Origin of the sequence: Chryseobacterium sp. 2987 (genome assembly GCF_031456375.1) — a bacterium.
GTDB lineage: Bacteria > Bacteroidota > Bacteroidia > Flavobacteriales > Weeksellaceae > Chryseobacterium > Chryseobacterium vaccae.
The window spans coordinates 299,768-326,259 of record NZ_JAVDUN010000002.1; the positions used below are offsets into that span (position 1 = coordinate 299,768).

Annotated in this window: 19 protein-coding genes; 6 read left to right on the forward strand and 13 right to left on the reverse strand. The window is 38.1% G+C overall.

Annotated elements, in window-relative coordinates; translation table 11 throughout:
• Positions 1-10: 10 nt before the first annotated feature.
• The 3 genes from J2Y40_RS06435 to J2Y40_RS06445 all read right to left on the reverse strand — a co-directional run bounded on the left by J2Y40_RS06435 (position 11) and on the right by J2Y40_RS06445 (position 3,911).
• A complete protein-coding gene (locus J2Y40_RS06435) occupies positions 11-796 on the reverse strand; it encodes a sulfite exporter TauE/SafE family protein (RefSeq protein WP_309997865.1) in 786 nt (261 codons plus the stop codon).
• Positions 797-1,001: 205 nt separating this feature from the next.
• A complete protein-coding gene (locus J2Y40_RS06440; RefSeq protein ID WP_153399501.1) occupies positions 1,002-1,628 on the reverse strand; it encodes a Crp/Fnr family transcriptional regulator in 627 nt (208 codons plus the stop codon).
• An 18-nt stretch (positions 1,629-1,646) separates the two neighbouring features.
• Positions 1,647-3,911, reverse strand: coding sequence for a family 20 glycosylhydrolase (locus tag J2Y40_RS06445; RefSeq protein WP_309997868.1), 2,265 nt, complete (start codon positions 3,909-3,911; stop codon positions 1,647-1,649).
• Between the two features lie 100 nt (positions 3,912-4,011).
• Here J2Y40_RS06445 and J2Y40_RS06450 point away from each other — a divergent pair, with 100 nt between their 5' ends.
• Together J2Y40_RS06450 and J2Y40_RS06455 are read left to right on the forward strand one after the other, a co-directional pair.
• On the forward strand, positions 4,012-4,821 hold the full coding sequence (locus tag J2Y40_RS06450) for a DUF4197 domain-containing protein (RefSeq protein ID WP_153399498.1): 810 nt from the start codon (positions 4,012-4,014) through the stop codon (positions 4,819-4,821).
• Positions 4,822-5,223: 402 nt separating this feature from the next.
• Complete coding sequence (locus J2Y40_RS06455; protein WP_309997870.1) at positions 5,224-5,772, forward strand: 3'-5' exonuclease; 549 nt, start codon at positions 5,224-5,226, stop codon at positions 5,770-5,772.
• Between the two features lie 155 nt (positions 5,773-5,927).
• Here J2Y40_RS06455 and J2Y40_RS06460 read toward each other — a convergent pair whose 3' ends face one another.
• Positions 5,928-6,581, reverse strand: a complete 654-nt coding sequence (locus J2Y40_RS06460) for a CoA transferase subunit B (RefSeq protein WP_153399494.1) — start codon at positions 6,579-6,581, stop codon at positions 5,928-5,930.
• A gap of 121 nt (positions 6,582-6,702) precedes the next feature.
• Here J2Y40_RS06460 and J2Y40_RS06465 point away from each other — a divergent pair, with 121 nt between their 5' ends.
• Positions 6,703-8,505 (forward strand): ABC transporter ATP-binding protein, encoded by a 1,803-nt coding sequence (locus J2Y40_RS06465; RefSeq protein WP_309997872.1) that lies wholly within the window; start codon positions 6,703-6,705, stop codon positions 8,503-8,505.
• A gap of 60 nt (positions 8,506-8,565) precedes the next feature.
• On the opposite strand, the gene J2Y40_RS06470 is transcribed toward J2Y40_RS06465, so the two are convergent.
• Positions 8,566-9,267: a CoA transferase subunit A gene (locus J2Y40_RS06470; RefSeq protein WP_153399490.1), complete on the reverse strand. Its 702-nt coding sequence runs from the start codon at positions 9,265-9,267 to the stop codon at positions 8,566-8,568.
• Between the two features lie 378 nt (positions 9,268-9,645).
• On the opposite strand from J2Y40_RS06470, the gene J2Y40_RS06475 reads away from it, so the two are divergent.
• A complete protein-coding gene (locus tag J2Y40_RS06475; RefSeq protein WP_153399488.1) occupies positions 9,646-11,169 on the forward strand; it encodes a membrane-binding protein in 1,524 nt (507 codons plus the stop codon).
• Positions 11,170-11,271: 102 nt separating this feature from the next.
• On the opposite strand, the gene J2Y40_RS06480 is transcribed toward J2Y40_RS06475, so the two are convergent.
• Positions 11,272-14,010, reverse strand: coding sequence for a fibronectin type III domain-containing protein (locus J2Y40_RS06480; protein WP_309997875.1), 2,739 nt, complete (start codon positions 14,008-14,010; stop codon positions 11,272-11,274).
• Between the two features lie 297 nt (positions 14,011-14,307).
• On the opposite strand from J2Y40_RS06480, the gene rplS reads away from it, so the two are divergent.
• The gene (gene rplS, locus J2Y40_RS06485) at positions 14,308-14,664 is read left to right on the forward strand and encodes a 50S ribosomal protein L19 (protein ID WP_034704964.1); all 357 of its coding nucleotides are present in this window, start codon (positions 14,308-14,310) and stop codon (positions 14,662-14,664) included.
• Between the two features lie 305 nt (positions 14,665-14,969).
• Here rplS and J2Y40_RS06490 read toward each other — a convergent pair whose 3' ends face one another.
• Together J2Y40_RS06490 and J2Y40_RS06495 are read right to left on the reverse strand one after the other, a co-directional pair.
• Positions 14,970-15,413 (reverse strand): SRPBCC domain-containing protein, encoded by a 444-nt coding sequence (locus J2Y40_RS06490; protein ID WP_153399484.1) that lies wholly within the window; start codon positions 15,411-15,413, stop codon positions 14,970-14,972.
• Between the two features lie 105 nt (positions 15,414-15,518).
• A complete protein-coding gene (locus J2Y40_RS06495) occupies positions 15,519-16,304 on the reverse strand; it encodes a helix-turn-helix domain-containing protein (protein ID WP_153399483.1) in 786 nt (261 codons plus the stop codon).
• A gap of 75 nt (positions 16,305-16,379) precedes the next feature.
• Here J2Y40_RS06495 and J2Y40_RS06500 point away from each other — a divergent pair, with 75 nt between their 5' ends.
• A complete protein-coding gene (locus J2Y40_RS06500) occupies positions 16,380-17,516 on the forward strand; it encodes a multidrug effflux MFS transporter (protein WP_153399481.1) in 1,137 nt (378 codons plus the stop codon).
• A 257-nt stretch (positions 17,517-17,773) separates the two neighbouring features.
• Here J2Y40_RS06500 and J2Y40_RS06505 read toward each other — a convergent pair whose 3' ends face one another.
• The 5 genes from J2Y40_RS06505 to rpsA form a co-directional block, all read right to left on the reverse strand.
• Positions 17,774-18,769, reverse strand: a complete 996-nt coding sequence (locus tag J2Y40_RS06505; RefSeq protein WP_409017677.1) for an alpha/beta fold hydrolase — start codon at positions 18,767-18,769, stop codon at positions 17,774-17,776.
• Between the two features lie 86 nt (positions 18,770-18,855).
• Positions 18,856-19,836, reverse strand: coding sequence for a DMT family transporter (locus J2Y40_RS06510; RefSeq protein ID WP_153399477.1), 981 nt, complete (start codon positions 19,834-19,836; stop codon positions 18,856-18,858).
• Positions 19,837-19,964: 128 nt separating this feature from the next.
• Positions 19,965-22,562: a T9SS-dependent M36 family metallopeptidase gene (locus J2Y40_RS06515; RefSeq protein WP_309997887.1), complete on the reverse strand. Its 2,598-nt coding sequence runs from the start codon at positions 22,560-22,562 to the stop codon at positions 19,965-19,967.
• Positions 22,563-22,755: 193 nt separating this feature from the next.
• Positions 22,756-24,180 carry a T9SS type A sorting domain-containing protein gene (locus J2Y40_RS06520; protein ID WP_309997890.1) on the reverse strand — a complete coding sequence of 475 codons (1,425 nt, stop codon included), beginning with the start codon at positions 24,178-24,180 and terminating at the stop codon, positions 22,756-22,758.
• Between the two features lie 366 nt (positions 24,181-24,546).
• Positions 24,547-26,337: a 30S ribosomal protein S1 gene (gene rpsA, locus J2Y40_RS06525; RefSeq protein ID WP_076597121.1), complete on the reverse strand. Its 1,791-nt coding sequence runs from the start codon at positions 26,335-26,337 to the stop codon at positions 24,547-24,549.
• Positions 26,338-26,492: the final 155 nt, after the last annotated feature.

Consider the following 26,492-nt stretch of genomic DNA (forward strand, 5'->3'; position numbering starts at 1 on the left):
CATAAGAAACTTAAAAGAAGATTTCTTTAAAAATAATATACACTCCCATCACCATAATAAACCATCCGAATGCAGGTTTCAGTTTTTTACCATCAATCTTCCCGGAGAAATAAGAACCGATGATGATTCCTATAACGGCAATTCCTGCAATAGAAATTAAAAATTTCCATTCGATTACGGTATTACCTACTGATGAGGAAAATCCTATTAACGAATTCAGAGAAATAATGACTAAAGAGGTTCCTACTGCCGTTTTCATCGGTATTTTTAACAGTCCTACCAAAGCAGGAATAATCATAAACCCGCCACCGGCTCCTACCAGGCCTGTTAAGACCCCGATAAGAGCCCCTTCTCCTGCTGCCAGAATAATATTTTCTTTTATAACAGCTGTATTTTCATTTTTATTTTTTCTGATCATTTTATAAGAGGCAACGATCATCAGAACGGCAAAAATGAGTAATAAAAAAGTGTTTCTTGTTAAAGCAAAATCTCCTGCTCTTAAAACCTCCGCCGGAATCAAAGGCACAATATAAATCCTGGTAAGAAAAATGGAGATAATGGAAGGAATTCCAAAAACCACTGCTGTTTTAAGATCAACCTGCCCATTCTTAAGATAAGCCAGAGATCCAGCGGCACTGCTTATTCCTACGATAAAAAGTGAATATTCTGCTGCCAGAAAAGCATCCAATCCAAAAAGGTAAACCAGAACCGGAACCGTGAGAATACTGCCTCCCCCACCTATTAACCCCAGAGAAATTCCTATTAAAACTGCTGATGTGTAGCCTATAATTTCCATTTCAATCAATAATTACGGGGCAAAAGTGGAATTATTTTGCGAGGAGTACAGCTACTTTTGTTACATAACGGATTTAATTAACCACAAAAGTTTTAAATCTGCTCAATCTGCCTGATTCGCCAGAGAAAACAGCAAAAAATCTGTGAAATTCGTGTCTATCTTTGGAAAACTTCAAGGTAAAAATTTGAGAGGGAAAGTCTTATTTTTATGAAAGAAGAATAATTTTATTTCTGCCAAGCTTTACTCTACCTGCGTCTTCCAGCTGTTTGAGGAGCCTTGAGACGACTACCCTGGCGGTTCCCAGTTCATTGGCAAGCTGTTCATGGGTCGTGGTGATGGTTTGGGATTGGGTAAGTTCTGCTTTTTTATTCAACAGATCGAGCAGTCTTTCGTCTACTTTTTTAAAAGCAATGGCATTGATAATATCCAGCAGTTCTTCAAAACGTTTATGATAAAGCCTGAAAATATAATCCAGCCATTCCGGATGTTCTTTGATGAATAATGAAACTTTATCTACCGGCAGGAAAAGAATTTCGGAATCTTCTTCCACTTCTGCTTTTACAACGCTTTTTTCATTATGCATTCCGCCGAGGAAAGACATGATACAGCTTTCTCCGGATTTGATATAGTACAGCAGGATCTCGCGCCCATCCTCTTCTGTTCTGATCACTTTCATCATTCCTTTCATCACGATTGGAATGGAACGGATAGAAGCATTCTCATCTAGAATAATATCCCCTTCATGATAATGTTTGGTGATACCGTTCTGATAAAGCTTTTCTACAAGCTCCGGTGAAGAGGAAAATTCGGACGAAAGTACAGACTCCTGCATTTTTTAGTGCTTTTACGGCTAATTTACGCCAATTTCGTCAACAAACAGCCAGGCTTTGGAATCGGCACCGGGATTTCCGGATGGAATGATTCCTGCGTTTTCTATTTTAACTTTGATGTATCTTGAATTCTGACTGCCGACTCCCAATTTAATTTTCCCTTTGGCTTTCTGAATTTCTTCTTTACCAATCTCTTTGATCGTTTTGAAATTCCGGTTATCATCGGAAACGAAAATCTGTGCGGAATTGGCCAGGTGGATCCAGCTTCCCTTGTTTTCTAAAGTATTGAAATAAACTTCTGAAAAGTTGGTTTTCTGTCCGAAATCAATTACTGCGGTAACATCTTTTCCCTGGAATCCAAGCCATGTTTTGCCCAACTGTCTGGTGTTTCCGATAATTCCGTCCACCAAAGTAAAGGCTCCTCCGAAAGAATAATTCTCACTTGGCTGCTGCTCAAGGGTTATATTTTTTCCCGTTGCTTTTGAGATGGTAAACTGCTGTGATGAAACTGCACTTTTCAGCTTGCCATCTTCAAAATAAGCTGATTTAATGGTTAAAGAACCCGGAATTGAAACAGGCCCCTGATAAGTTTTAGAATTTATCGACGGATCTGTTCCGTCTAAAGTATAGCGGATTCCGTCTGAGTTTTGTGAAGTCGACAGTTCGTAAGCAATACCATTACTAGAAGGAATTACTTTTCCTGAAAGGTTGTAGATGCTTCTGGCATAGTTCACTTTCATTTTATCCAGAACTTTAAACTGATCAATCACCCGGTTTTCAAATTCTTTATAGTTTTTTGGGTCCGATGTACCCCAACTAACCTCGGAAAGTGCCATCAGTCTTGGGAAAATCATATACTGCACCTGTCTGAAATCAGTAATATATTCAGTCCACAGATTAGCCTGTACTCCCATGATGTATTTGGCCTGTTCAGCATTCAGCTCAGAAGGAATGGGGTTGTAGGAATAGATCTTGTCCAGTGGGGTAAATCCGCCGAAAGCATTGGGTTCCGACTGTGGATCGCCCTGATAATGATCAAAATAGCAATAGGCTCCTGGTGTCATTACCGCGAAATGTCCTGATTTTGCGGCTTCAATGCCTCCGTTTACGCCTGTCCAGCTCATTACGGCAGCATTTGGAGCCAGACCACCTTCTAAAATTTCATCCCAGCCAATGATTTTTCTTCCTTTACTGTTCACATATTTTTCAATTCTATGAATGAAATAGCTCTGAAGACCATGTTCGTCCTTTAAATTATTTTTCTTAATCAGTTCCTGGCAGTGGGCACATTCTTTCCATCTTGTTTTCGGGCATTCATCACCCCCGATGTGAATGTATTGTGACGGGAAAAGCTTCATCACTTCATCCAGAACATTCTCAAGAAACGTGAATGTCTCTTCTTTGGGACAGAAAACATCATCAAATACGCCCCATTTCGTAGCCGGTTCAAAAGGGCCTTTGGTACACGCTAATTCTGGATATGCAGTAAGGGCGGCAAGAGCGTGTCCCGGCATTTCAATTTCCGGAACTACGGTGATATGTCTTTGCTGTGCATATTTCACAACGTCTTTAATCTGTTCCTGAGTATAGAAAAACGGCCCGTATGGTTTTCCGTCAAATGTATTATCTACATAAGCCCCGATCATGGACTCTTTACGTTTTGACCCTAATTGGGTAAGCTTCGGATATTTTTTAATCTCAATTCTCCAGCCCTGATCATCCGTTAGATGCCAGTGAAAAGTATTCAGCTTGTACATTGCCAGATAGTCAATGTATTGCTTTACCTCATCTACCGTAAAAAAGTGACGGCAGACATCCAGGTGCATTCCACGCCATGAAAACTTTGGCTGATCTTCAATTTTTAAAACAGGAATTTTCCTGTCAGCCTGGTGATCTTCAAATAATTGAATTAAAGTCTGAAGTGCCAGAAAATATCCTTGTCGGGAGTAAGAATTTACGTGAATCTGTTTTGGAGAAATTTCTATAGAGTAATATTCTTTTTTCTTTTCGACATCTGTTACAGAAACCGGAGGAATGATGGAGTTCGTCAGATGCGTCCCACTACCCTTTTGAGCGTATTGAAACTTCATCATAGAACCCAAACGTTTTTTGAAATATTCCGTTTCTTCTTTGGGCAGGTCACCGCTTAATAATAAAGTCTCAGGAATAATAAACTCTCCTTTTAAAACTTCAATTTTCTGGGGATAAGGAATTAGGTTCAATTTATTTTGAGCTAAAATTACGTTTGAAAGTACTACAAAAAATAATAAAAGATTTCGTACCATTGGATGTGGATAAGGTTTTCGCTAAGATAATTATTTTCCAAATCTTCAGCTGCATTTAACTTATCAAAAAATAAAAGATCTAAATTTGTAAAAAAATACAATGAGAAAAAGCATTTTGCTGGCGGCCGGTTTATTATTTTCTATTTCTGCGCAGGCACAACTCTTCGATATTATTAAATCTACAGTAAAAGATAAAACAGGTGTGGATCTTGAAAATCCGTCGAAAACAAAAAATTCCACAACAACAACTCCAGTGGCTACTACTCCCACCAAAAACTCATCTGTGAATCTGGGGAGTCTTACTTCTACACAGATTTCATCAGGGTTAAAAGAGGCTTTAAGCATGGGGGTTACCGATGGTGTAAAGAAGCTGGCTCTTACTGATGGTTTCTTAAAGAATGAAGCGGTGAAGATTTTAATGCCTGAGAAATTAAGAAAAATAGACAATACTTTACGTTCTATAGGAATGGGAAGTCTGGCTGATGAAGGCGTAAAACTTTTAAACAGGGCCGCTGAAGATGCCGTAACAGAAGCTGCTCCAATTTTCACTAAAGCAATCACTTCTATGACGATTACTGATGCAAAAAATATTTTGTTAGGCAGTGATAACGCAGCGACTAATTATCTTCAGAGTAAAACCCAAAGCCAGTTGTTCACAGCTTTTCAGCCTAAGGTAAAAGCGTCCCTCGGGAAAGTAGGCGCTGATACGGTATGGAAAAACCTGATCTCCAAGTACAATACATTTACAGGGCAGTCGGTAACGACTGATCTTAATGAGTATGTGACTACAGAAACGATTAATGGGGTTTTCAAAATGGTAGCTGATAAAGAAAGCGGTATCAGAAATACTCCGGCGATGAGAACTACAAGCATTTTGCAGAAAGTTTTCGGAGCACAAGATCAGAAATAAGAAACAAATACAGATCAAAAAAAACCTTGTCGATGGACAAGGTTTTTGTTTTTACCGGAATCAGTTGCGGATATTTCTTATTCTCGCTGATCGAGCAGATGACGCTGATTTTCTAATTTTATTTAAACCATTAAGATCAATTCTATAGTTAAAAGTTTCCCACAGATCTCTCGAATTCCACAGATCTTTTTGGTTATTCTTTTCAACTCTAAATTTCAAACGATTAGATGCGCTAATAGATTGCGTAGTAAGAATATATCTTTGAAAAAAGATCTGTAAAAACTTAATATGAATGTTTTTAATAACAACATAGAAAACAATATTGAGAATTTTAAAATTGTTGATCAAATTAGTAGCAAGCAAACTTACCCCCCCCTAAAAACTATAGTATGAAATTTTCAAGTGATTTATGATTTAGAAGGAAGTTGCAAAACTTTTGGAAGAAATGAAATAAATGAAACTAATATAATAGAAATAGGGGCTGTAAAATTAGATAGGAAAACTTTTGAAATAAAAAGCGAATTCTCAATTTTAATAAAACCAAAACATTTTCCAATTCTATCTGAAATCACGGACATTACAAACATTACAAATGAAATGGTTGAAAATGAAAAGTATTTTGATGAAGCAATTCTCCTGTTTCTAGATTGGTATGGAGAAAAAAATAAATCAACTTTAGCTGGTTGGGGATTGTATTACGACTTGCCTCTTTTGAGGAAAGAATTTACGGAATTTGGATTTGATTATAATAAATATTTTGTTGGTGGAGGTTTTGACATCAGAGCACTGGGTGTTTACTGGCTGGCGAAAAAAAACATCTCTACCTCTGGAATTTCATTAGAAAGAGTGTTAGAAAAAATGAATGTAAAAGAAGATTTTAAGTTTCACAGGGCATTAGACGATGCAAAAGCAACAGCATTAATATTACAACACATTCTTAATGAAAAATAATTGTTATAAAGTTCCTGTTACTGCTTTGTAAAGAGAAATTCACTTTTTACATTGTAATTTCTTTTAATGGTAAATACCGGAACATAAAAAAGCAGCAGGAAAAAATCCTTGCTGCTTTATATTGATATTAAATTATTGATCGTTTCTCAGAACCTCTAAAACTGCATTTCAGGAATTTCACCTTCAATAATCAGATCTGCTTCTGTGGAATTGATGATATGTTCTACCGAAACTCCCGGTGCTCTTTCTACCAGTTTGAAACCTGCAGGGGTAACATCCAGAACCGCCAGTTCCGTCACTACTCTTTTCACGCAGTTCACTCCGGTAAGCGGAAGGGTACATTTTTTAAGGATTTTGCTTTCTCCTGCTTTGTTCACATGCATCATAGCTACGATGATATTTTCAGCGGAAGCTACCAGATCCATAGCACCTCCCATTCCTTTTACCATTTTTCCAGGGATTTTCCAGTTGGCAATATCCCCGTTTTCAGAAACCTCCATCGCCCCAAGAATGGTCAAATCCACCTTCTGGCCTCTGATCATCCCGAAACTGAATGCAGAATCGAAGAATGAACCTCCCTCTAAAATAGTGATGGTTTGTTTTCCGGCATTGATGATATCGGCATCTTCTTCACCTTCGAAAGGGAAAGGCCCCATCCCGAGAACTCCGTTTTCACTCTGGAATTCTACGGAAATACCTTCCGGAACATAGTTGGCAACCAAAGTAGGAATTCCTATTCCCAGGTTTACATAATAGCGATCTTTCAGTTCTTTTGAAATTCTTTTGGCAATTTGTTCTTTTGTAAGCATAGTAAAAACTTAGACTGCAATTTAATTATTTTCAGCTGAATACAAAAGGGCTTTATTCCACTTAAAAATTAACACTGTTAGTAAAAATAATATCTTTAATTTTGTACCTTTATTTAATCGAATGAAAATACTTTTAAGATACCTTAAACCTTACCAATGGCTGATTATCATTTCTTTGCTGTTGGCAACCATCAATCAGGTTTTTTCTTTATTTGCTCCCGCTATTACAGGGAATATTCTGGACAGGCTGGTCACCCATCCCAATTTCTTTGATAAGGAAAAGCTTTTACCTCGAAACCTGAACGAATATTTATACGGAACCAGCGTTTATCACGGGGCTTTCTATTTTTTAGGATTACTGATTGGAACGGCTATGATAAGCAGAATTGCCAAGGCTTTCCAGGATTATGTGGTAAGTGTGATTACCCAAAAGTTTGGGGCTAAAATCTTCACAGACGGCTTAAAACATTCCATGGCGTTGCCGTATCAGGAATTTGAAGATCAGAGAAGCGGTGAAACGCTGTCTATTTTAACGAAAGTAAGAGAAGATTCTGTAAAATTCATCACTAATTTTATTAATATTTTCTTTGGAATTTTAGTGAGCATTATTTTCGTTTCGGTATATGCGATCCGTCTGCACTGGTCTATTATGCCGGTCTACATCTGCGGAATTTTCCTGATTGCTTTTATTACCAATTTATTAAGCAAAAGAATAAAGGTTATTCAGAAGAATATTGTTTCGGAAACGACTTCTTTGGCCGGAAGTACCACAGAAAGCCTTAGAAATATAGAAATTGTAAAAAGCTTAGGATTAACTAACCAGGAAGTTATCCGTTTGAATAACAATACGTACAAGATTCTTGGGCTTGAGCTGAGAAAGGTGAAAAGCATCCGTTCTTTAAGTTTTATTCAGGGAACGATGGTTAATTTCCTTCAGCAGATGATCACTCTGACTTTACTGCTTTTAATTTTCAAAAATATTGTAACTCCAGGCCAGTATCTGTCGTTGATGTTTTATGGTTTTTTCATTTTCGGACCGATGCAGGAAATTGGGAATATCATTATTTCTTACCGTGAAGCGGAAGCCTCTCTTCAGAATTTTGACCGTTTAATGAAAAAGGATGTGGAAGAAAAGCCACTTCATCCGAAACAGATCGGAGCTATTGAGGAACTGGAATTCAGGCATGTTTCATTCAAGCACCAGTCTGCCCAGTACAAAGCTTTAAATAATATTTCTTTTGATGTTAAAAATGGAGAAACCATTGCTTTTGTAGGGCCGAGCGGCTCCGGAAAAAGTACGATGGTAAAATTGCTGGTTGGGCTTTACAGGCCTCAGGAAGGAAATATTTTTTATAATTCAATTAACGGAAAGGAATTTGATTTTGATGAACTCAGAAACCAGATTGGTTTTGTAACCCAGGATACCCAGCTTTTTGCGGGAACCATTAAGGAAAACCTTCTTTTTGTAAATCCTAAGGCTACGGAATCAGAATTGGCAGCCGCTCTGGAAAAATCAAGCTGTACTGCGTTATTGGAAAGAGCAGAAAAAGGTATTGAAACAGTAATCGGAGAAGGCGGACTGAAGCTGAGTGGCGGCGAAAAACAAAGAATTGCCATTGCAAGGGCCCTTTTAAGGAAACCTCATCTGTTAATCTTTGATGAAGCGACTTCCGCTTTGGACAGTATCACAGAGGAAGAGATTACATCTACTATTAAAAACATATCAAAAGAAAGGGAACAGATTACCGTTCTTATCGCCCACCGTTTAAGTACAATCATGCATGCAGACAAAATCTATGTGCTTGAGCGCGGCCAGGTGATCGAAACCGGATCCCACGATAATCTGATTGCCGAAAAAGGATTGTATTACGCCATGTGGCGACAACAGATCGGGGAACGGAAAATGATTGCCCCACAAGCATAAATAAAGCGCTGAATGTAGGTTCAGCGCTTTGTTTTTTTATAATCATGGTGTGGTCAGAAATTATTCTTTACTTCTCACCGTTCTCTGTTCAATTCTTTTTTCAAATTTTTCGCCCTGGAAAATTCTCTGGATCATAATTCCCGGAATATGTATCTCGTTCGGATCCAGTTCTCCCGGTGCTACCAGTTCTTCCACTTCAGCAATGGTAATTTTTGCTGCTCCGGCCATCGGGTGGTTGAAGTTTCTGGCTGAACCTTTGAAGATAAGGTTTCCGGCATGATCACCTTTCCATGCTTTTACGATAGAAAAATCTGCTTTATAGGCATGTTCAAGGATGTGAGGTTTTCCGTTGAATTCTTTTACTTCTTTTCCTTCTGCTACTTCTGTTCCATAGCCTGCAGGGGTATAGAAAGCGGGAATTCCTGCCTGTGCCGCTCTGCATTTTTCGGCTAAAGTTCCCTGTGGAGTAAGTTCTACCTCCAGTTCACCTGAAAGCATCTGTCTTTCAAATTCTGCATTTTCCCCTACATAAGAAGAGATCATTTTTTTAATCTGTCTTTTGTGAAGAAGTAAACCAAGCCCGAAATCATCTACTCCGGCATTATTCGAAATACAGGTAAGATCTTTCACATCGCTTTCTACCAAAGCATTAATTGAGTTTTCAGGGATACCGCAAAGACCAAATCCGCCCAGCATCAGGGTCATTCCATCCTTAATTCCTTCGATGGCCTCTTTCGCATTTTGTACTCTTTTATCTATCATGAAATATTAGATTTTCTGTTGGCTAAATTTAATAAAATTTTCCCGGATATCCGGTGGCCGGAATTAGTCGGTTTTTCTTCTATTTTGAATCTAAAATTTAAAATAATAATATTCAATACGTTATATAACATAAATGAACAAATCTGTCCGTTCAACATCTATTTCTCATTAAATTGATTTATATTTGGGGCTTCAAACCCTAGAGTCATGATTTGTATTGTGATTTCAGGTATCATTTAACTCAACACAACTTCTATGTAAAAAGGTTATTCTGTAACAGTTAACAGCTGTTTTCATCTTGTATTTCAGCAGTATTTCCATACTGTTCAGAACCCAGCCTTATACACCATTCAAAATCATTTAAATTTTAATAAAAACATGAAAAAATTATTGACCTCGGCGCTGTTTGTATTTGTACTCGGCTTTAATGTATACGCCCAGGAAAAAACGTATTTTGATGAAAACTGGGAACAGACTAATCAGGAAAATATGGAGTTTTACCGTGAAACTCAATCCAAAGGCAAGCTCACTTTAATCAAAGATTTTTACAAAGACGGAAAGCTTCAGATGGAAGGCCTGGCTTCAAACACTACCCCGGGCAGTGAGGTTTTTGAAGGTAAGGTAACCTGGTATACTCCAGAGGGTAAAATTGCAAGCATGGGTACATTCTCCGGAGGAAAACAGGTAGGACCTGCCCAGACGTTTGATGAAAAAGGAAGACCTACTGAAGACCTTGTTTATAAGGCTGACGGAACTTTTAAAGGAAAAATATACAGCTACAAGGATCCGGAAAACTTTTCTTACTACAACAGTATTACGGTATACGAAAGTGCGGAAAACTTTAAAACGATTGTTTACGATGAAGACATTAAAGGAATTCGTTATGAGGTAACCACTGACAGCAGCGGAAAGTATGAAACCAAATATTACGGTGAAAAAGGAAAACACATCGGAACCAGCAATGCAGGAAGCTCCGCTGATAATGTCATGGTTGAGTACTATTATGATCCGATGAGGGTTTCTAAGATCGAGAAATATAAAAGTGATGGCACGGTAAAAGAAGGAATTATCTATTCTAAAAACGGAAAAATCCTTCAGGAGGAAAAGAAAAATAAGAAAGACGGTTATAAAACAACCTATGATGAAACCGGAAAGAAAATAGGCAACCTTGTGTACCAGTACAGTAAAGAATCTGATACGTATACCGCCTGGGAAGGTGAAGATTACCAGTTCAACTATGATCTTTCCCATATTTCCATGATTGATGTTTATAAAAATGGTTCTGTGGTTCTTAATAAGAATTTTGATGATAACGGGAAACTTTCGTCTGAAAAGATTTCTGTTGATGATTCTGTTCAGGAGATCAAGTATTATTATCCGGATGGAAGATTAAAAGGTAATGTAACCTACAAGGATGAAATGCCTTACAACGGAACCGTATATGAAGATTACAGCGAACATCATTATAAAGATGGGGTTGTAACACTGTCCAAAGCATTTAAAGAAGATGAAAGGTTAAAATCTGAGAAAAAGCTGAATGCCAAACAGACAGGATATGATTCTACCGTATATGATGAAAAAGGAGCTGTTATTTATACCTATACCCAGCCTTTAGAAGGAACAGACGGCTTTACAGGCCAGATTGTGCAGTATGTAAAAGGTAAACCCGGCAATAAGGCAACCGTGAAAGAAGGTGTTCTTCAGAGCGGAAAAGTGAAATACAGAACAGAATCCGGAATGAAAGAACTGGAACGCAGCGGAAAATGGATTTTACTGAAGGTTTACAATGCAGACGGAAAGCTGATTCAGGATACCAAAGTACTGGCAGGAGCAGAAGACCAGGATGCTTACAGCGCTCTTCAAACCAACCTCAATGAGGATGATTTGTTGAATGAGTTCTAAATCATATTTGAATTACCATCTGTAATTATTAAAGATAAATTTTGAAAAAAGCGGCCGTCTGTGGAGACGGCCGCTTTACTTTTATAAGGATTTACCTGAATTTTACTGTACAATAAGCTTTAGCGTAAATAATTTTCTGGTATGAACTTTTACAAAGTATACTCCTTTCGGAAGGTTTTCATTCACCAGAGAAAAACGCTGATTGTTTATATTTTTCGATTCATACAAGAGTTCTCCTGAAGCGGATACCAGTTCGATTTTCTCAATCGGGTAATCACTTTTGATGAAAGTAGGCTCTCCTGGTTTGGTTGGATTCGGGTATAGAACGACGTTCTTTTCGGTAGCCTTAGCTTCTTCTATTCCCAGTGTTGGTGAGGTTACCTGGAACTGTACTCTGTTGGAAACTTCGGTGTAGGAATCATTGGTGAACATCACCATATAGTAATTCCCCGGTGTGGCAGGAACCGCTGTTCCCTGAATTGATTTTGTTCCCTGAGTAATCCCGTCAAAATAGGTATACGAAACAAAGTTATCATCCGGGGTCTGGATATTCTGTGGATAGATTCCCAGCCAGTCTTTGATGATTCCCGGAGAATCTGTCCATGAAGCGGTAATATTCTCCCCTAATGTATAAACCGGTTTATTGATCCATAATTCTGTAACGATATCCCCTACTTTAAAGAACACTTTATCACCAATTCCGGTATATCCGTCTTCAAGCAGATATTGGGCATAGTAATATCCTTTAGGAAGGCCTGTAAAATTCAGTGTTCCTGATGGCGTGGTTACGTAGCTCCATTTGATGGAAGTATTGGTTCCTGGGGTCTGGCCCATTTTGTAGATTCCGATCCAGTCTTTTACGAGGTTTGGTCCGTTACTGAAATTGATCACTACTGTTCCTCCTACCGGATAAGTGTCGGCAGTTGTCTGAAGCTGTACTTTCGGGCCTACATAAAAGTTCTTTCTCGGCGTGATTTCCGTGTACCCGTTATTGGCAAAGAAACCTGCGAAATACTGTCCTTTATTCGGAAGGCCGTTGCTGAATAAAGCTGTTCCCGCCGTCTGGCCATTCGTATATACAAATCCCTGAGAAGTTGTTGTTGACGGAGTTTGTCCTTTTTTATAGATTCCCACCCAATCCTGCTGGTTTCCGGGACCTCCGGTATACGTTCCTGTAATCGGTTCGTTTTGTGTGTATTCTGTTTTATCTAAAGTAAATGTAGGATTCGATACTACACTTCCTGTGATCTCAAACTGCTTTACTTCACTCCAGTCACTCCACTCTAGATTCCTATCTCTGTAACGTACCTTTACATAATAGGTTCCGTTGGAAATGGAATTGGCAGGAAGGGTCACTTTGGTAATATCTACTCCGGCATTCAGGTTTTTTGTTTTATCCGGGGTTCCGTTCCCGTCTTTTCCAAACCAGTTTTCATAATCGCGGTACACTTCTTTTTCAATGACTGAAAAATCCGGTGCTTTACTGATAAGGAATTGTGTTGTATTCAGCTGTTCTCCGTTGTTTGAGACAAAAGCGCTTCCATCCAGTGTCAAAGGTAAAGTGACAGGACCTGAGAAAGTATTGGCAACGGACGGTTTTGCAGGCTGCGGCTGGTTTTTATAACGGTGGAAAGTATCCACCAGTTCATTGTATTTTCTGTTGTAAATTCCCCCGATTGAGTAGCATTCCACATCTACTTTTCCGGTTGGTATATCTACTTCTACGATCTGGTACGTCCAGTCTGTAAGGGTTTTCTGAACATCATCAAAGTCCTGTTCATTAGACATTCCCCAATACTGGTCCCATGCAGTTCCGCCGGAAATGATCTGGTAGTTCGGAGTGTTTTTCAACTGTCCTCTGTGGTATAAATGATGGTGGGCTCCCACATGCATCAGGTATTTTCCTGAAGTCGCCAGTAAAGGAACAGCATTGTTTCTTACCCAGGTTGAAATATCCCCAACATACTGTTCAGCCTGATAAGGTCTGTGGCTTAAAGAGATAATCCAGTCTACGGTAGGATCATTATTGGCTTCATTAAGAATCTGGGAAAGCCAGGTCTGCTGGGCTGTTCCGGTGTGTTCAGAACTTAAACTTACAAATAAAACGTTTCCGGCCTGTTGGGCATAATAGTTTTCGTTTCCGGAAGTGATATTTTTGTATTTGATTTCATCAATATAAAAATGGGCGTAATAAGAATTCATCCCAAGGGTTCCATATGTTTCGTGATTCCCCACAGTGGTCTGAATCGGAAGATAAGGTGATAATTTGGTGTTCTTTTTAAAGTGTACATTTTCATAATGATCCAGTGTTCCTACATCCACCTGGTCACCTACCATGAACGTCAGTGCAATGTTATCGGAAGGATCTGCATCTACCCCATATTTTTCTTTCAGCTTTTTGAATGCATTCAGCGTAAGACTGTCATATCTTGGCTCAGCTTTAATCTGGTTATCTCCCATGATCAGGAAGCGGATTTTTCCATTAGCCGTTACAGGCTGCCCCGGAAGCGGAAGTGTCCTGAAATTATACACCGCCGACTCACTGGTTCCGGTCTTTATTTTATAATAGTATTTTGTATTGGGCTGAAGACCGACAATCTTCGCGGTGTGATAATAGTAGTTATTATTATAGCCTGTATCTGAAAAAATGTTGGTTGTTCCGGTTACGGTAACATTCAGGGTAGTGGGAGAAGTTCCGTAGATTACTGTAGTTTCGTTATTGGAAGCTGTTTTCCAGTTCACGATCATTGAATTCGGCGTCGGATTCTGGAGGTACGGAAATAATACCTGCCCGAATGCCATCTGGACGGCAAAACAGAAAAAAAAGAAATAGTGTTTCATAGTGGTTTTGTTGTAGATAATTATTTTTAAGTTTCAATTTGTAAATCAGCAGATTATAAAAAAGCATTCCAGCCTTTTTATTTTCGGGCAAAAGTAGAACTCGTATGTAAACTCAGTCTGATGGGAACTTAAAAGATCTGTTAAGTTTTAGCCTTAATCAGGGTGAAAAAATTATAGTTTTTAGCATATAATTTATTTGGTACATTCAAAAACTATTTTGTACATTTGCAACCTGTTATTTAACCTCTGACGAAAAACGTGTAAGTTGCTTAGCTTTAACATTTTATTTTATTAATAATGGATTTATTAAAGTACGTACAAGACCAGTACATTACTAAAAAAGATTTCCCTGAATTCAAAGCAGGAGACACAATTACTGTGTATTACGAAATTAAAGAAGGACAAAAAACAAGAACTCAGTTCTTCAAAGGTACCGTTATCCAATTAAGAGGTACTGGTGCTACAAAAACATTTACCATCAGAAAAATGAGTGGTGATGTAGGAGTAGAAAGAGTATTCCCAATCAACATGCCTGCTCTTCAAAAAATTGAAGTTGACAGAAGAGGTAGAGTTAGAAGATCTAGAATTTACTACTTCAGAGATCTTAGAGGTAAGAAAGCTAGAATTAAAGACGCTGCTTACAAGAAGAAATAATTCAGACAACAATACATACAAAAGAAGCTGTTTACCATGTGAACAGCTTCTTTTTTGTTCTTTATTTGGAGACCCGGGACAGTATTTTCCCGCAGATTCTGCGGATTGAGCAGATTTATCTTCAACATCAATAAAATTTTATGAAACCATTGCTGAGTGAAACGCCCTTGCACCCTAATAACATAAGCACTAAAAAGCATTGCGCCCTTTAGCGTTAAACCAACATAAGCTCTATGTATTGACTTTAGTTCGGAATAAAAATTTCTGATTCTGACAGGTAGGGTTGGTGAATTAATAGCAAAAAATTATTTTCTATAAGGGTTTCCTTTTCCTGTTTCCAGAAATAATTTCAGACTGTTGGTGAATTGCAGCCAACCTCCAGAACATATTTCATAGCATTCAATATCCGGATGAAGACCAAGATGTGTAACCTTAACTACAGTACTATTCCTCTCCTGCCCTATTTCCCATATAATGGTAGTTCCTATCCATTCGGTCTGATTCTTTAATTCAGGAAGATTGATCAGCGAATCTTCTACATACCAGACTACTTTTGAACTGGGAACTAATTCTTTCACCCGCATTGTTTTGTAAATATTTTCCCCGAATCTTATCGTGAACAGGTCATCAGCTTGTTCTGATGAGCCGCTAAACATTTCCGTCCACCAGAGAGAAATGTTATATGCCAATGCGCCATATACTTTATCTGCTGTCGTTTTGATTTCGATGGTATGGGTGTAATTATTCATGGAATTTTGTTTTTAGTTATGCATAAAATTATACCATTGATTACTACAATTTTATGTAAAATATTTCTTAGCAGACTTTGCATAAGACAAGAAATACATTCCGGTTCACTGTTCATTTTTCATCAGATACTGCAGTGGTGTAGATCCTGTATGGTTCTTGAAAAATTCAATGAACGCACTGTCTGACGAGAATTCCAGAATATAAGACACCTCGCCTATTGAATTACCTTCTACCAGAAGCTCTATCGACCTCTGCAAGCGCCATTGCTGTCTCCATTCCTGATAAGATAATCCGGTTTCTTTTTTAAAGATCCGGCTGATTGTTTTTTCTACAGCTCCTATTTCTTCTGTCAGCTTTTTTAACATGGGTGGTACAGAATTTCTTTGTGTCCACTCTTCCGTTGCTTTTTTAAAACGCCTGTCAATTGGCATTCTTAGATCCAGTTTTTCTTCAGGAGCTGTTTTTAATTCGTTCCAGAATACTTTCAGAATATTTTCCTGATGCTGACTTAGCACAGTCCATTTCCAAAAGCAGATTCTTTCGATAATTTCTTTTAGTAAAGGATTTACCTGCAATACTTTAAGATCCGCCTTCATATGTTTCCCGGCATAATCTTCATCAAAATAGATAGATCTGTACGCTACAACATTCCGAAAGTTGACTCTATGAACTTCTTTTGCAGGAATCCAGAGCATTCTGAAAGGCGGCAGAACCAACTGCTTCTCAGAGGTTGTAACCGTCATACACCCCGAAGGAGCATACAGAAGCTGAGCTTTGGTCTGATGGAAATGAAAACCAGAATCATGCATCACCATATCGGATGCTATGCCTATCACTTTTTCAGCAATATTGTCGGGATTAAATTCTTCATTCTGCTGGAGTATAGCCATGTCTTATTTTCGATGTTTTTTGTATTTATATCATTATAAATATACGTTCAATTTTTCAAAACTTTGCAGAAAAAAATGAAAAAGACTAATCCACTGTGGCTGCTTACTCTTTTGGTGATGCTTCCCCAGTTTGTAGAAACCATTTACAGCCCTGTACTTCCTATGATACAGGAACATTTTTCCATTCGTGAGGAATCTGCAGCATTGACGATAAGTCTGTATTTTATATCTTTCGCATTAGGAGTAGCTTTTTGGGGAATCCAGAGTGACCGTATCGGGCGAAAGAAAGCACTGGAATATGGACTGATCACTTATGGTATCGGGGCACTGGCTGCACTTTTAGCAACTGATTTCACCCTCATGCTTGCTGCCAGAGTTGTTTCTGCTTTTGGAATTTCTGTAGGTTCTATTATTGCCCAGACCATTTTAAGGGATCTGTATGATAAAAACAGCATCAGTAAAGTATTTTCCTGGATTGGAATTGGCTTGTCGGTAAGCCCTGTGATCGGGATGGTCTCCGGTTCTGTGCTGGCTTCATTCTCAGGGTATCAGGGAGTATTTATTACACTGGCTTTACTTGCCGTTCTGTTTTGGATTCTTTCAAAAAACAAAATATCAGAAACCATTCAGGTAAAAAAGCAAATCAATTCAGGAACATTGATTCATTTGCTGAAACGCATGCTCAGGGATCCCGAAATTATCAGAAGCTGTCTGCTGATTATGAGTTTTAATGTCCTTTTATTTTCCTATTATTCACTGGCTCCGTTTATTTTCAAAGAAAACCAGCTTAGTTCTTATGATTTTGGATACAGTAGTTTTATTTTAGCAATCGGGACTTTTATCGGTGCACAGCTTAACAGATATTTGTTATTGAGAAGTATATCTTCTGAAACGCTGGTAAAAACAGGTGTATGGATCTCATTTACTGCTTCAGTCTTTGTATGGGTCTTCGGCCGGGGAATGTTTTTTCTGATTCCTTTCTGCTTTATTGTGATGGCATTCAGTATAGCTATTCCTAATATTCTGAGTACCGCTCTGATCAGATATAAGAATGAAGCCGGAAGTGCGGGTGCTTTGCTCGGATTGATTTATTATATCCTTATTGGACTGGGATTAATAAGCATCGGTTATATTCAGAATCTGGGGATTTCATGTCTTCTTTTTTCAGGAATCGGACTTGTATCATTTTATCTGCTCCGTGGGAAAAAGTAAGTTATGAACTAAAAGATAAATTTTATTTGAAACATTAAGATTTATTAAGGGATAAGATCAGTTAAGGAAAAAATCAAAGATTTTTTATAAGCCGGATAATTTAAAAACACCTATGGATAAAGCAGAAATCAACAAAAAGAAATTCTGAATTCCGGACAGGCTCTATGGCTGAAAATACGGGGTTACCAGAATGGCACTCCTTTTTTCAGCCTTATTTGTTTTGTTAGTAAACTACTATTTTAAGGTCAGATTCAGAATTATCTTATAAAATCATATAACGTACTAAAAAACTTAGGATATACCTCAATATGAGGAAGATGGCCTACATTTTCAAGCTCTACTAATTTTGAACCGGCAATTTCACGCTGTGTTTTTTTACCAAGTTCCTGGTACTGCCCCATTTTGGGCTGAAGTTCTTTGGGAGCCCTGTCTTTCCCGATTGCCGTTCTGTCTCTTGTTCCAATAATGAGGAGCGTAGGTATTTTAATGTTTTTAAATTCATAGCAAACTGGTTGGTTATAGATCATATCGGTAGTCAGTGCAGCATCCCATGCTACCTTAGGATAATCTTTATGCAGTGTCCATCCGGCAATGAGATCAAGCCACGGCTGATATTCATCTTTCCATTTGTTGTCATAATAGAATTTCAGCTGATAATTTTTGTAGGTTTCCGCTGTATTTTTTAATTCTGACTGATAAGCCTGGTCAATGGTCTGGTAAGAAGCAAAAGTTTTATAATCTTCAAGCCCGATAGGGTTTTCCAGAATGAGCTTCTGAACTCTTTCTGGATAAAGCAATGTAAATCTCGTAGCAACCATTCCTCCCATAGAATGTCCTAAAACTATTGTTTTTTCAATCTTCAGCTGATCCAGAATGGCTTTTGTATTTTCTGCAAGCTGTGAAAAGGAAAACTGATAATTCTGAGGTTTTGAAGATTTTCCAAATCCTATCTGATCGGGAATAATCACTCTGAATCCTTTACCCGAAAGGTCTTTAGCCGTTCTTTCCCAATATGCTCCATTAAAATTCTTTCCATGAAGAAGCATAATTGTTTTTCCGTTGGCTTTTTGAGGCTGTACATCCATATACGCCATTTTCAGGTCATTATTCTGGGATTTCAGATCGAGATAATGAACTTTATAGGGATATTTGTATTCCGACAATACAGCATCTAAAGGTTTTACCTGCGAAAACATAAGAGCCGGAGCTGCTGACAGCATTATTACCGTAACTGCATTTCTGAAATTTTTCATTCCGATTTATTTTAGAAACATAAAATTAAAAAAACCGCTCCAAAGGAGCGGTCTAAGATTGTTATTTTTAGATTAATTACTATTTTTTAAGATAATTCCACGGCTTTGTATTCTTGTTTGGAAGGCAGATTCATCAATACAATAGCAAAAAGAATCAGTGCAATTCCTATCCATTGTACGAATATTACTTTCTCACCCAGTAAAACAAAGGCCATCGTCACGGAAACCGGAAGCTCCAGTGATGAAACAATACTTCCTAATCCAAGTCCGGCATTCGGGAATCCAACGTTGAACAAAATTGGTGGAATAATAGTTCCGAAGAGTGCCAGTACAAATCCATATGTCCAGAATATAGAATAGTTGAAAGAATGAATATGCTCTGTATTCTCTGTAAAATTCAGGTAAAATGACTTCAGGCTGTCTGAATACATCGGCCCGATCTGTGCGAAAAACAGGAAAGCAAATACCACTACCGCACCACCACAAAGCATGATAATACTTTTCCTGAACACCGGAAGATGAGTCGCCAGAGTATTGGATGTAAACATTGTCAGCGTATAGGAAGCTGCAGCCATCAGTCCCCAGAATATTCCATGCCAGTCCAGCTCAATCTCCATATTCATCAGGTTGGTTGCCAGAATAGTTCCTGCCAGTACAATAATTACTGATATTACTTTTCTTGCATTCGGTAATTTTTTGGAGATAAAACTTTCTACCACCACACTGAACCAAACGGACTGCATGAGTAATACAATAGCAATGGAAACATCTATGTACTGAACCGCAATATAATAAAACAGGCTGGTGCATCCCAGAGAGGTTCCTGCCAGCATTAACATTCTAACTTCTTTGCCGCTTGGAGACGACAACTTTTGTTTAGAGGTGATGGTCTGGATAAAATTCAGGACCAAAAGTCCGGTTAATCCTAGTAAAAATTGGGATGTTGTGACTTCAGAGGTGGTAAAACCATCCTTATAAGCCATCTTTACAAATGTAGCCAACATACCGTATATACTAGCTCCGATCCCTACAAATAAAACTCCTTTCAGTATATTTTTCTTCTTCATAATTTTTTTAAAACAGCCTGCAAATTTACAATATAATAATTAAAATCGCCGGCAATGTCAGCATGATAGATAAATAAAATCGCCGCAGGTATTCTCTGCGGCGATTTTTATAGGATTAAAAAAGATGATTATTTCTTTACAATCACTTTAGATGATGATTCAAAACCAAGGCCTTTTACTTTTACCATATACGTTCCGTTAACCATTTTATTGGTTGAAACGGCTTTTTTAGCATCCGGAGAAACTTTATCTTCTGAAGAAATCAGTTTTCCTGACATATCGTAAATTTCAACACTAACTTTTCCAAGCATATCGCCAGGGAAGTTAATGTAGAATTCATCTTTAGCCGGGTTCGGATAGATAGAAATTTTATTTTTAGCTGCTTTTACTTCTTCTGTGGAAAGAGCAGAACATCCTGCAGGAAGATCAAAGTTTTCCACCTGATCATTGATATCCGTTTTAGATCCTGCTGAAGCACCGACACCAAGACCTCTTTTAGCAAAAACCCTCCAGATCATACATTTATCCTGTCCGCCTGTTGTGGCTAAATCCGCATTTAAAATAGCATCTCTTCCATCAATGAAAGTAGGAAGACATCCCTGAAGCTTAAGAGCATCGGTTACTAACTGTAATACTTTGGTGCTACCGTTTGGTGTATTGGAAGTTACATCCGAAGAATATCCGTATTTTTCAACATATTTCCAATGAAGATCCCATAGCATGGTGGCCCAAACAAAGCCAATTGAGTGTACATCAGGTACTATAGCAGAACCGTTGTTGTATTCCATTCCGTTGGTATGTCCATAGGTAGCGTAATTCACGTTAAAATCAGGTGAATATTTTAATGGTCTGATTCCATTTCCGTTAGTCTGCTGCCCGATAGGATAAGTTCCCATTCCTCTTGCTACAGAAGCATTATCCCCTGGTCTGTTAGTCAGCATCAATGCAAAGAAATCTGACCATCCTTCTCCCATCTGCTCTTTATCAGCTCCTGAATTCAGACAGTTAGATCCTGTTCCTGTAAGTCTGTTGGAAATCCCGTGGCCATATTCATGAGTAACGATGCCATTATCAAAACTTCCGTCATATTTTGTATCAGCTCTTACGGCAATATTTACAGTGGTATTGGCTGCTAATTTTGTTTTGATATATTCTCCTTCAGCATTGGTAATTAATATAGAAGGAATCGTAATTGTAGTATCTGTTCCTCCCATATTTCCTAATGTAGAACCACTTGCAGCATTATTATAAATAACAACCCCTATTGCTCCTGCGTTTTGAGCATTTTTTACTTTCGCAGGGAAGCTACAGGTTCCTCCTCTCTCAATTAAACCAATTTTTCCTGTCATTTCACCAGCCGGCAGAGCAGTACAGCCATCAATAACACTGGCCAATTTTACATCTCCTGTTATTCCTATATCATTCACAGGTACTCCAAACTGTGCAACTCCTGCGTTTACATTACGACCAACAGCATCAGACGGTGCACTATAGAATAGTTTTCGATTTGAAGCCAGCCATAGATACATCTGCATAACAGGATTATAATTATCCGGATATGGGGCAAAATTAGCATTATTGAAACCGCCTCCATCCTGAGACTGTGCAAAAACCTCATCATCATCCAGACCTCCTTTTCCGAAGTTATTGCTCTGGAAATTTTTGGCAGACTCTGTAAATCCGAATTTATAGAAAATATCATGCACCATGTTACTTATATAAAATAAATTGGTTGTGGCCGCAGATAAATTGTTATATGTTAATGCATTAGGATCATATGGAAAATCAAAAGTTCTGGAAGCCCCTCCATCCGGAGAAACCCCATATGTACTTTCCCTGGCATCTTTATCATCATACGCATACACGTTATTTCCTCTTGTTACGGTATAATGGGTAGTACCGTTGGAATGCCATCCTTCCGGAGAAGAAGCCAGAATCCATGGGTTGCTTACCAAAGCTCTGGAACCAAAGGTTGGTGCCTCCACCGGTAGAGGGAATACATTGTATGTTGCATTATCTGGAGCCAGCGTAACAAAATTTGTACGATTGATATGATAAGTTCCTTCGTATTGAGGTAATGCCGCAGCTACATGTTCATCATGAGCGTAAGCCCCTTCACTGAAATTACATGAAACTGTAAGATTCGTTTTATTTAAAATTTTGCCGTCATGGGCATCTACCAGGATATCCCAGTGATTGGGTGTACCTGGTTCATTTAACAAATATTCATAAGCCAGCTTCAGGTCCTGGTTATTATCGACTGTATAAACCAAACGCTGTTTGGCTGCTGTCATTTTTCCCGGTCCTTTCTCAAAGAAAGCCATGATCTTAAGGTTGGAAATTTCTTCACTTCCCAGATCACCTGCAATTTTCTTCAGGGCTTCTTCTTTCGTCAGCCTTGCATTGGCTAAAGCAGATACTTTATAGTCTTTGATAAAGTTATCAGTATAATAAATAACTTTCTGATCTCTTACCAATGCTGTTCCTGCAGTACCATATACAGGAAGGCCGTTATATGTCTGCTGGAATTTGACAACATCCCCATTCATTGATTTTGAATGGTCAATATTATCAATAACAAAATTAGTAAGGTCTGACTTTTTATATTCTCTGATTGTGTTTTGAGAAATATAATCTTTAATCAGATTATTATTATCCTGTGAAAACAAAGTTAAAGGAAATGCTGTGAATACAGCAAATAAGAGTGGTAGAGTTATCTTTTTCATTTTTTACTAATAAAGGCGCTAATTTACAAATAATTCACAGTCAATACATGTTTTAGTAGAATATTTTTAAAAATAACACTCATTATACCATACAAAATTAATCATCATTTTTTACGATTATGCTAACTCTGCACTATCAGGCCATTTATAAAAAAAGCTGCCTTTTCAGGCAGCTCTGTTATTTACATTCCTATTATTTCTTTATTATTTTCTCTGAATAGGTTTCATTTTTATCCGTCGTTACATTCACCACATATACTCCTTCTTTTCGGGAACTCAGATCTACATTTATTTCCTTTTCATCACGTAATACTTTATTGTAGACTGTATTTCCGTTCAGATCTCTGATTTCAAGCTTTCCTGACTTAACTTCTTTATTTAGGATTACTTTAAATAATCCATTGGTAGGGTTAGGAGTAAGCTTGAACATCTTTTCTTCTGATGGTTTTGCAGCCTTTAATACTGGGCAGTTCATATTAATGTCATAATCAAAAAACGGATAGTTATTCCAGGCATATGCTACTTCAGTCTGACCGTTATAAGAGTATTCCATTGTCAATTTGAACTTCTGCGGTCCTGTTGCTCCGCCATTAATAGCAGCAGCAAAGTCTGAAGTCTGTGGATAATAGACAAAAAAGTTACCTGGTCCGAATGAAGGGTTATATGGCACAGGGAAAACAGTTCCTGTCTGTAAGCCTACCAGCTCCAGCTTAAGACTCAATAAAGTAGCCCCTGCTGGAAGATGATGATATCCGCCAACACCTTGTGTATATCCTATACATTCTCCCGGCTCGTATCTGAAATCTACGGTTCCCATACCATTCGTTTCGCATATATTCTGTGCCAGGTCTCTCCAATAACCCATTTCACCAGAGCCAACTTCAAACCCATTAGGTCTGTTAAAATATGTTCTTGGAGTTGAGTTAATATTAGGATCTCCCTGAACAGGTTCTACCGCTCCGGAATATGCCCCTGAACCATGCGAGGCAATAGCTGCTGCTGCCCTCATTGCAGACATCACTGTACTGGTATGGACCATGGTAAACCTTGCCCCTCTGCTATATTTGAACTTCAGCTCATTCACAAATGCTGCAGTAGTACCATAGGCCGGGCTGCTAGAGTTCACAAGATAAGAGCCTGTAAGAGCACTACCCAGATTTCTCATTGCGTCAGTAAATACAACCACTCTAAGATCCTGCACCAGCCCTAAAGTTGTCTGAGGACTCATAATATTAGCATTGGGATTTCCGTCAAGTGCATCGCCAATCATTCCTAAGGATTCATTAAAAAGATCTCCGAAATCCAAGCGTCTGTCAAAATTCTGGGCGACAAACTGATCGCTGGTAAAATCGGATTCAATATAAATCATGGGCTTATAGGTCCCGCTGGTATCCCCATACTTTCCTGTTCCATACTGTACAACAGCTACTCTGTTTCTGTTATTACAGGCTAGAAGCTCTTCCATCAGTTTAATAGCCCCCCGCTTCATGTTAGCGTATTCGGCAGCGGTAATAGAACTTCCGTTATCCAGCATAAAAATGTAATCAAGTCCTTGTGCTTTAAGACCACTCCACGACATCATGAATGCCATGAATAAAAATAAAAATGTTTTTTTCATAGTTAAAAGTTTGTTTTAGCTGGCTAAAAATAACATAATTTCCTTAATTGGTGAAATATTTTAACATAATTAGAAAAAAATTAAAAATATTCAAAGTCCAAGTTCAAAAACGAAGGTTTAATCCTGAGAAAATAGATGTTATTTTTATTCAAGTCTACTCGCAAACCTAACAGGTTTATTCCGTCATTACAGATAGCCCCGATAGTAACGGTTACCCCGCAACATTAATGGAGAAGTGAAGGACTCAGGCCAAGGGAAGCCATGGCGTGAGGAGTATGAGTGGATAGCGGGAAAAAGCTCCTGAAAAATATAAAACAAAAAAAGCCGCTCAAATGAGCGGCTCAATATTTATCAATGGTTCAAAGATTATTTACCTTCTTCCATTTTTCTTTTCAACTCTGCTAATGCATCGATGTCTCCAAGAGTAGATCTTTCTTCGTTGTTTGAAGAAGAAGATACGTTTCTAGAAGAAGATTCTTTAACGTTTTTCTTTTCTTCGTCTCTGAAGATCCCTGTGTGAGAAACTACAACTCTCTTGAATTCTTTGTTGAATTCAATTACTTTGAATTGAGCATCTTCACCTTTCTTGATTTTAGATCCATCTTCTTTCTCTAATAATCTTGAAGGGCAGAATGCTTCAACCTCAGCATCTTCGAATTGTACAGAAGCTCCTTTATCGTGAACTTCTACAGCTTTACCAGCGTGGATCGTTCCTTCAGCATATTTAGTTTCGAATTTATCCCATGGGTTTTCAGTCAATTGCTTGTGACCTAGAGATAATCTTCTAGCCTGGATATCTAGCTCAAGAACTACAACATCTAATTTATCACCTACTGCACAGAATTCAGATGGGTGCTTGATTTTCTTAGTCCAAGAAAGATCAGAGATGTAGATTAATCCGTCGATACCTTCTTCTAACTCTACGAATACACCAAAGTTAGTGAAGTTTCTTACCGTTCCTACATGCTGAGATCCTACTGGATACTTAGCTTCAATGTTTTCCCATGGATCTTTAGACAATTGCTTGATACCAAGAGAAATTTTTCTTTCTTCTCTATCTAAAGTTAATACTTCAGCTTCTACTTCATCACCTACTTTTACGAAATCTCCAGCAGATCTTAAGTGAGTAGACCAAGACATTTCAGAAACGTGGATTAATCCTTCAACACCTGGAGCGATTTCTACGAATGCACCATAGTCAGCAAGAACTACTACTTTTCCTTTTACTTTATCTCCAACTTTCATGTCAGCAGAAAGAGCATCCCAAGGATGAGCTTCTAATTGCTTCATACCTAACTGGATTCTTGTTTTCTCATCATCGAAATCAAGGATTACAACTTTTACAGTCTGTCCGTCCTCAAGGATTTCAGATGGGTGGTTCACTCTAGACCAAGAAAGGTCTGTAATGTGGATCAATCCATCAACACCTCCTAAGTCAATGAATACACCGTAAGAAGTAATATTCTTAACAGTACCTTCAAGAACCTGACCTTTTTCAAGCTGAGCGATGATTTCTTTTTTCTGACCTTCGATATCTGCTTCGATCAATGCTTTGTGAGAAACTACTACGTTTTTGAACTCAGGGTTGATTTTCACAACTTTGAACTCCATAGTTTTTCCTACGAACTGATCGTAATCTTTAATTGGCTTAACGTCAATTTGAGAACCAGGTAAGAATGCTTCGATTCCGTGAACGTCAACGATCATACCACCCTTAGTTCTAGATTTAACAAAACCGTTAACGATTTCTCCAGTTTCGTGAAGTTCGTTTACTTTATCCCAAGCTTTAAGCGTTCTAGCTTTTCTGTGAGATAATTGTAATTGTCCGGTTTTGTCTTCTCTCTTGTCAACCATTACTTCTACCTCGTCACCTACTTTAAGGCCTTGGTTGTAACGGAATTCGTTTAGAGAGATAACACCTTCAGATTTGAAGTTGATGTCTACGATAGCTTCTTTGTCAGTTAATCTTACAACTTTACCAACTAAAACGTCATTATCGTCCAGGTTGTTTAAAGATCCGTTGTAGATTTCTTCTAAATCGCTTTTTTCTTTTCTCGCATCTGCATCAAGACCTGATTCGAAAGAATCCCAATCAAATTGTTCTGGTGCTACGTTTTGGTTTAATAAAACCTCTGCTGAATTTGTCTCTTTTGACATTTTCTAATAAAAATTTGTATTCCTTCTTTTTTAACGGTTTGAATAAATGCGGATTAAAAAATACGGAAGTAATTAATTATAAGTAATTTACTCATCAAACCTTTTCGCCACAAAAGTGGGTGCAAAGATATAAAATTTATTTGAGATAAGCAATA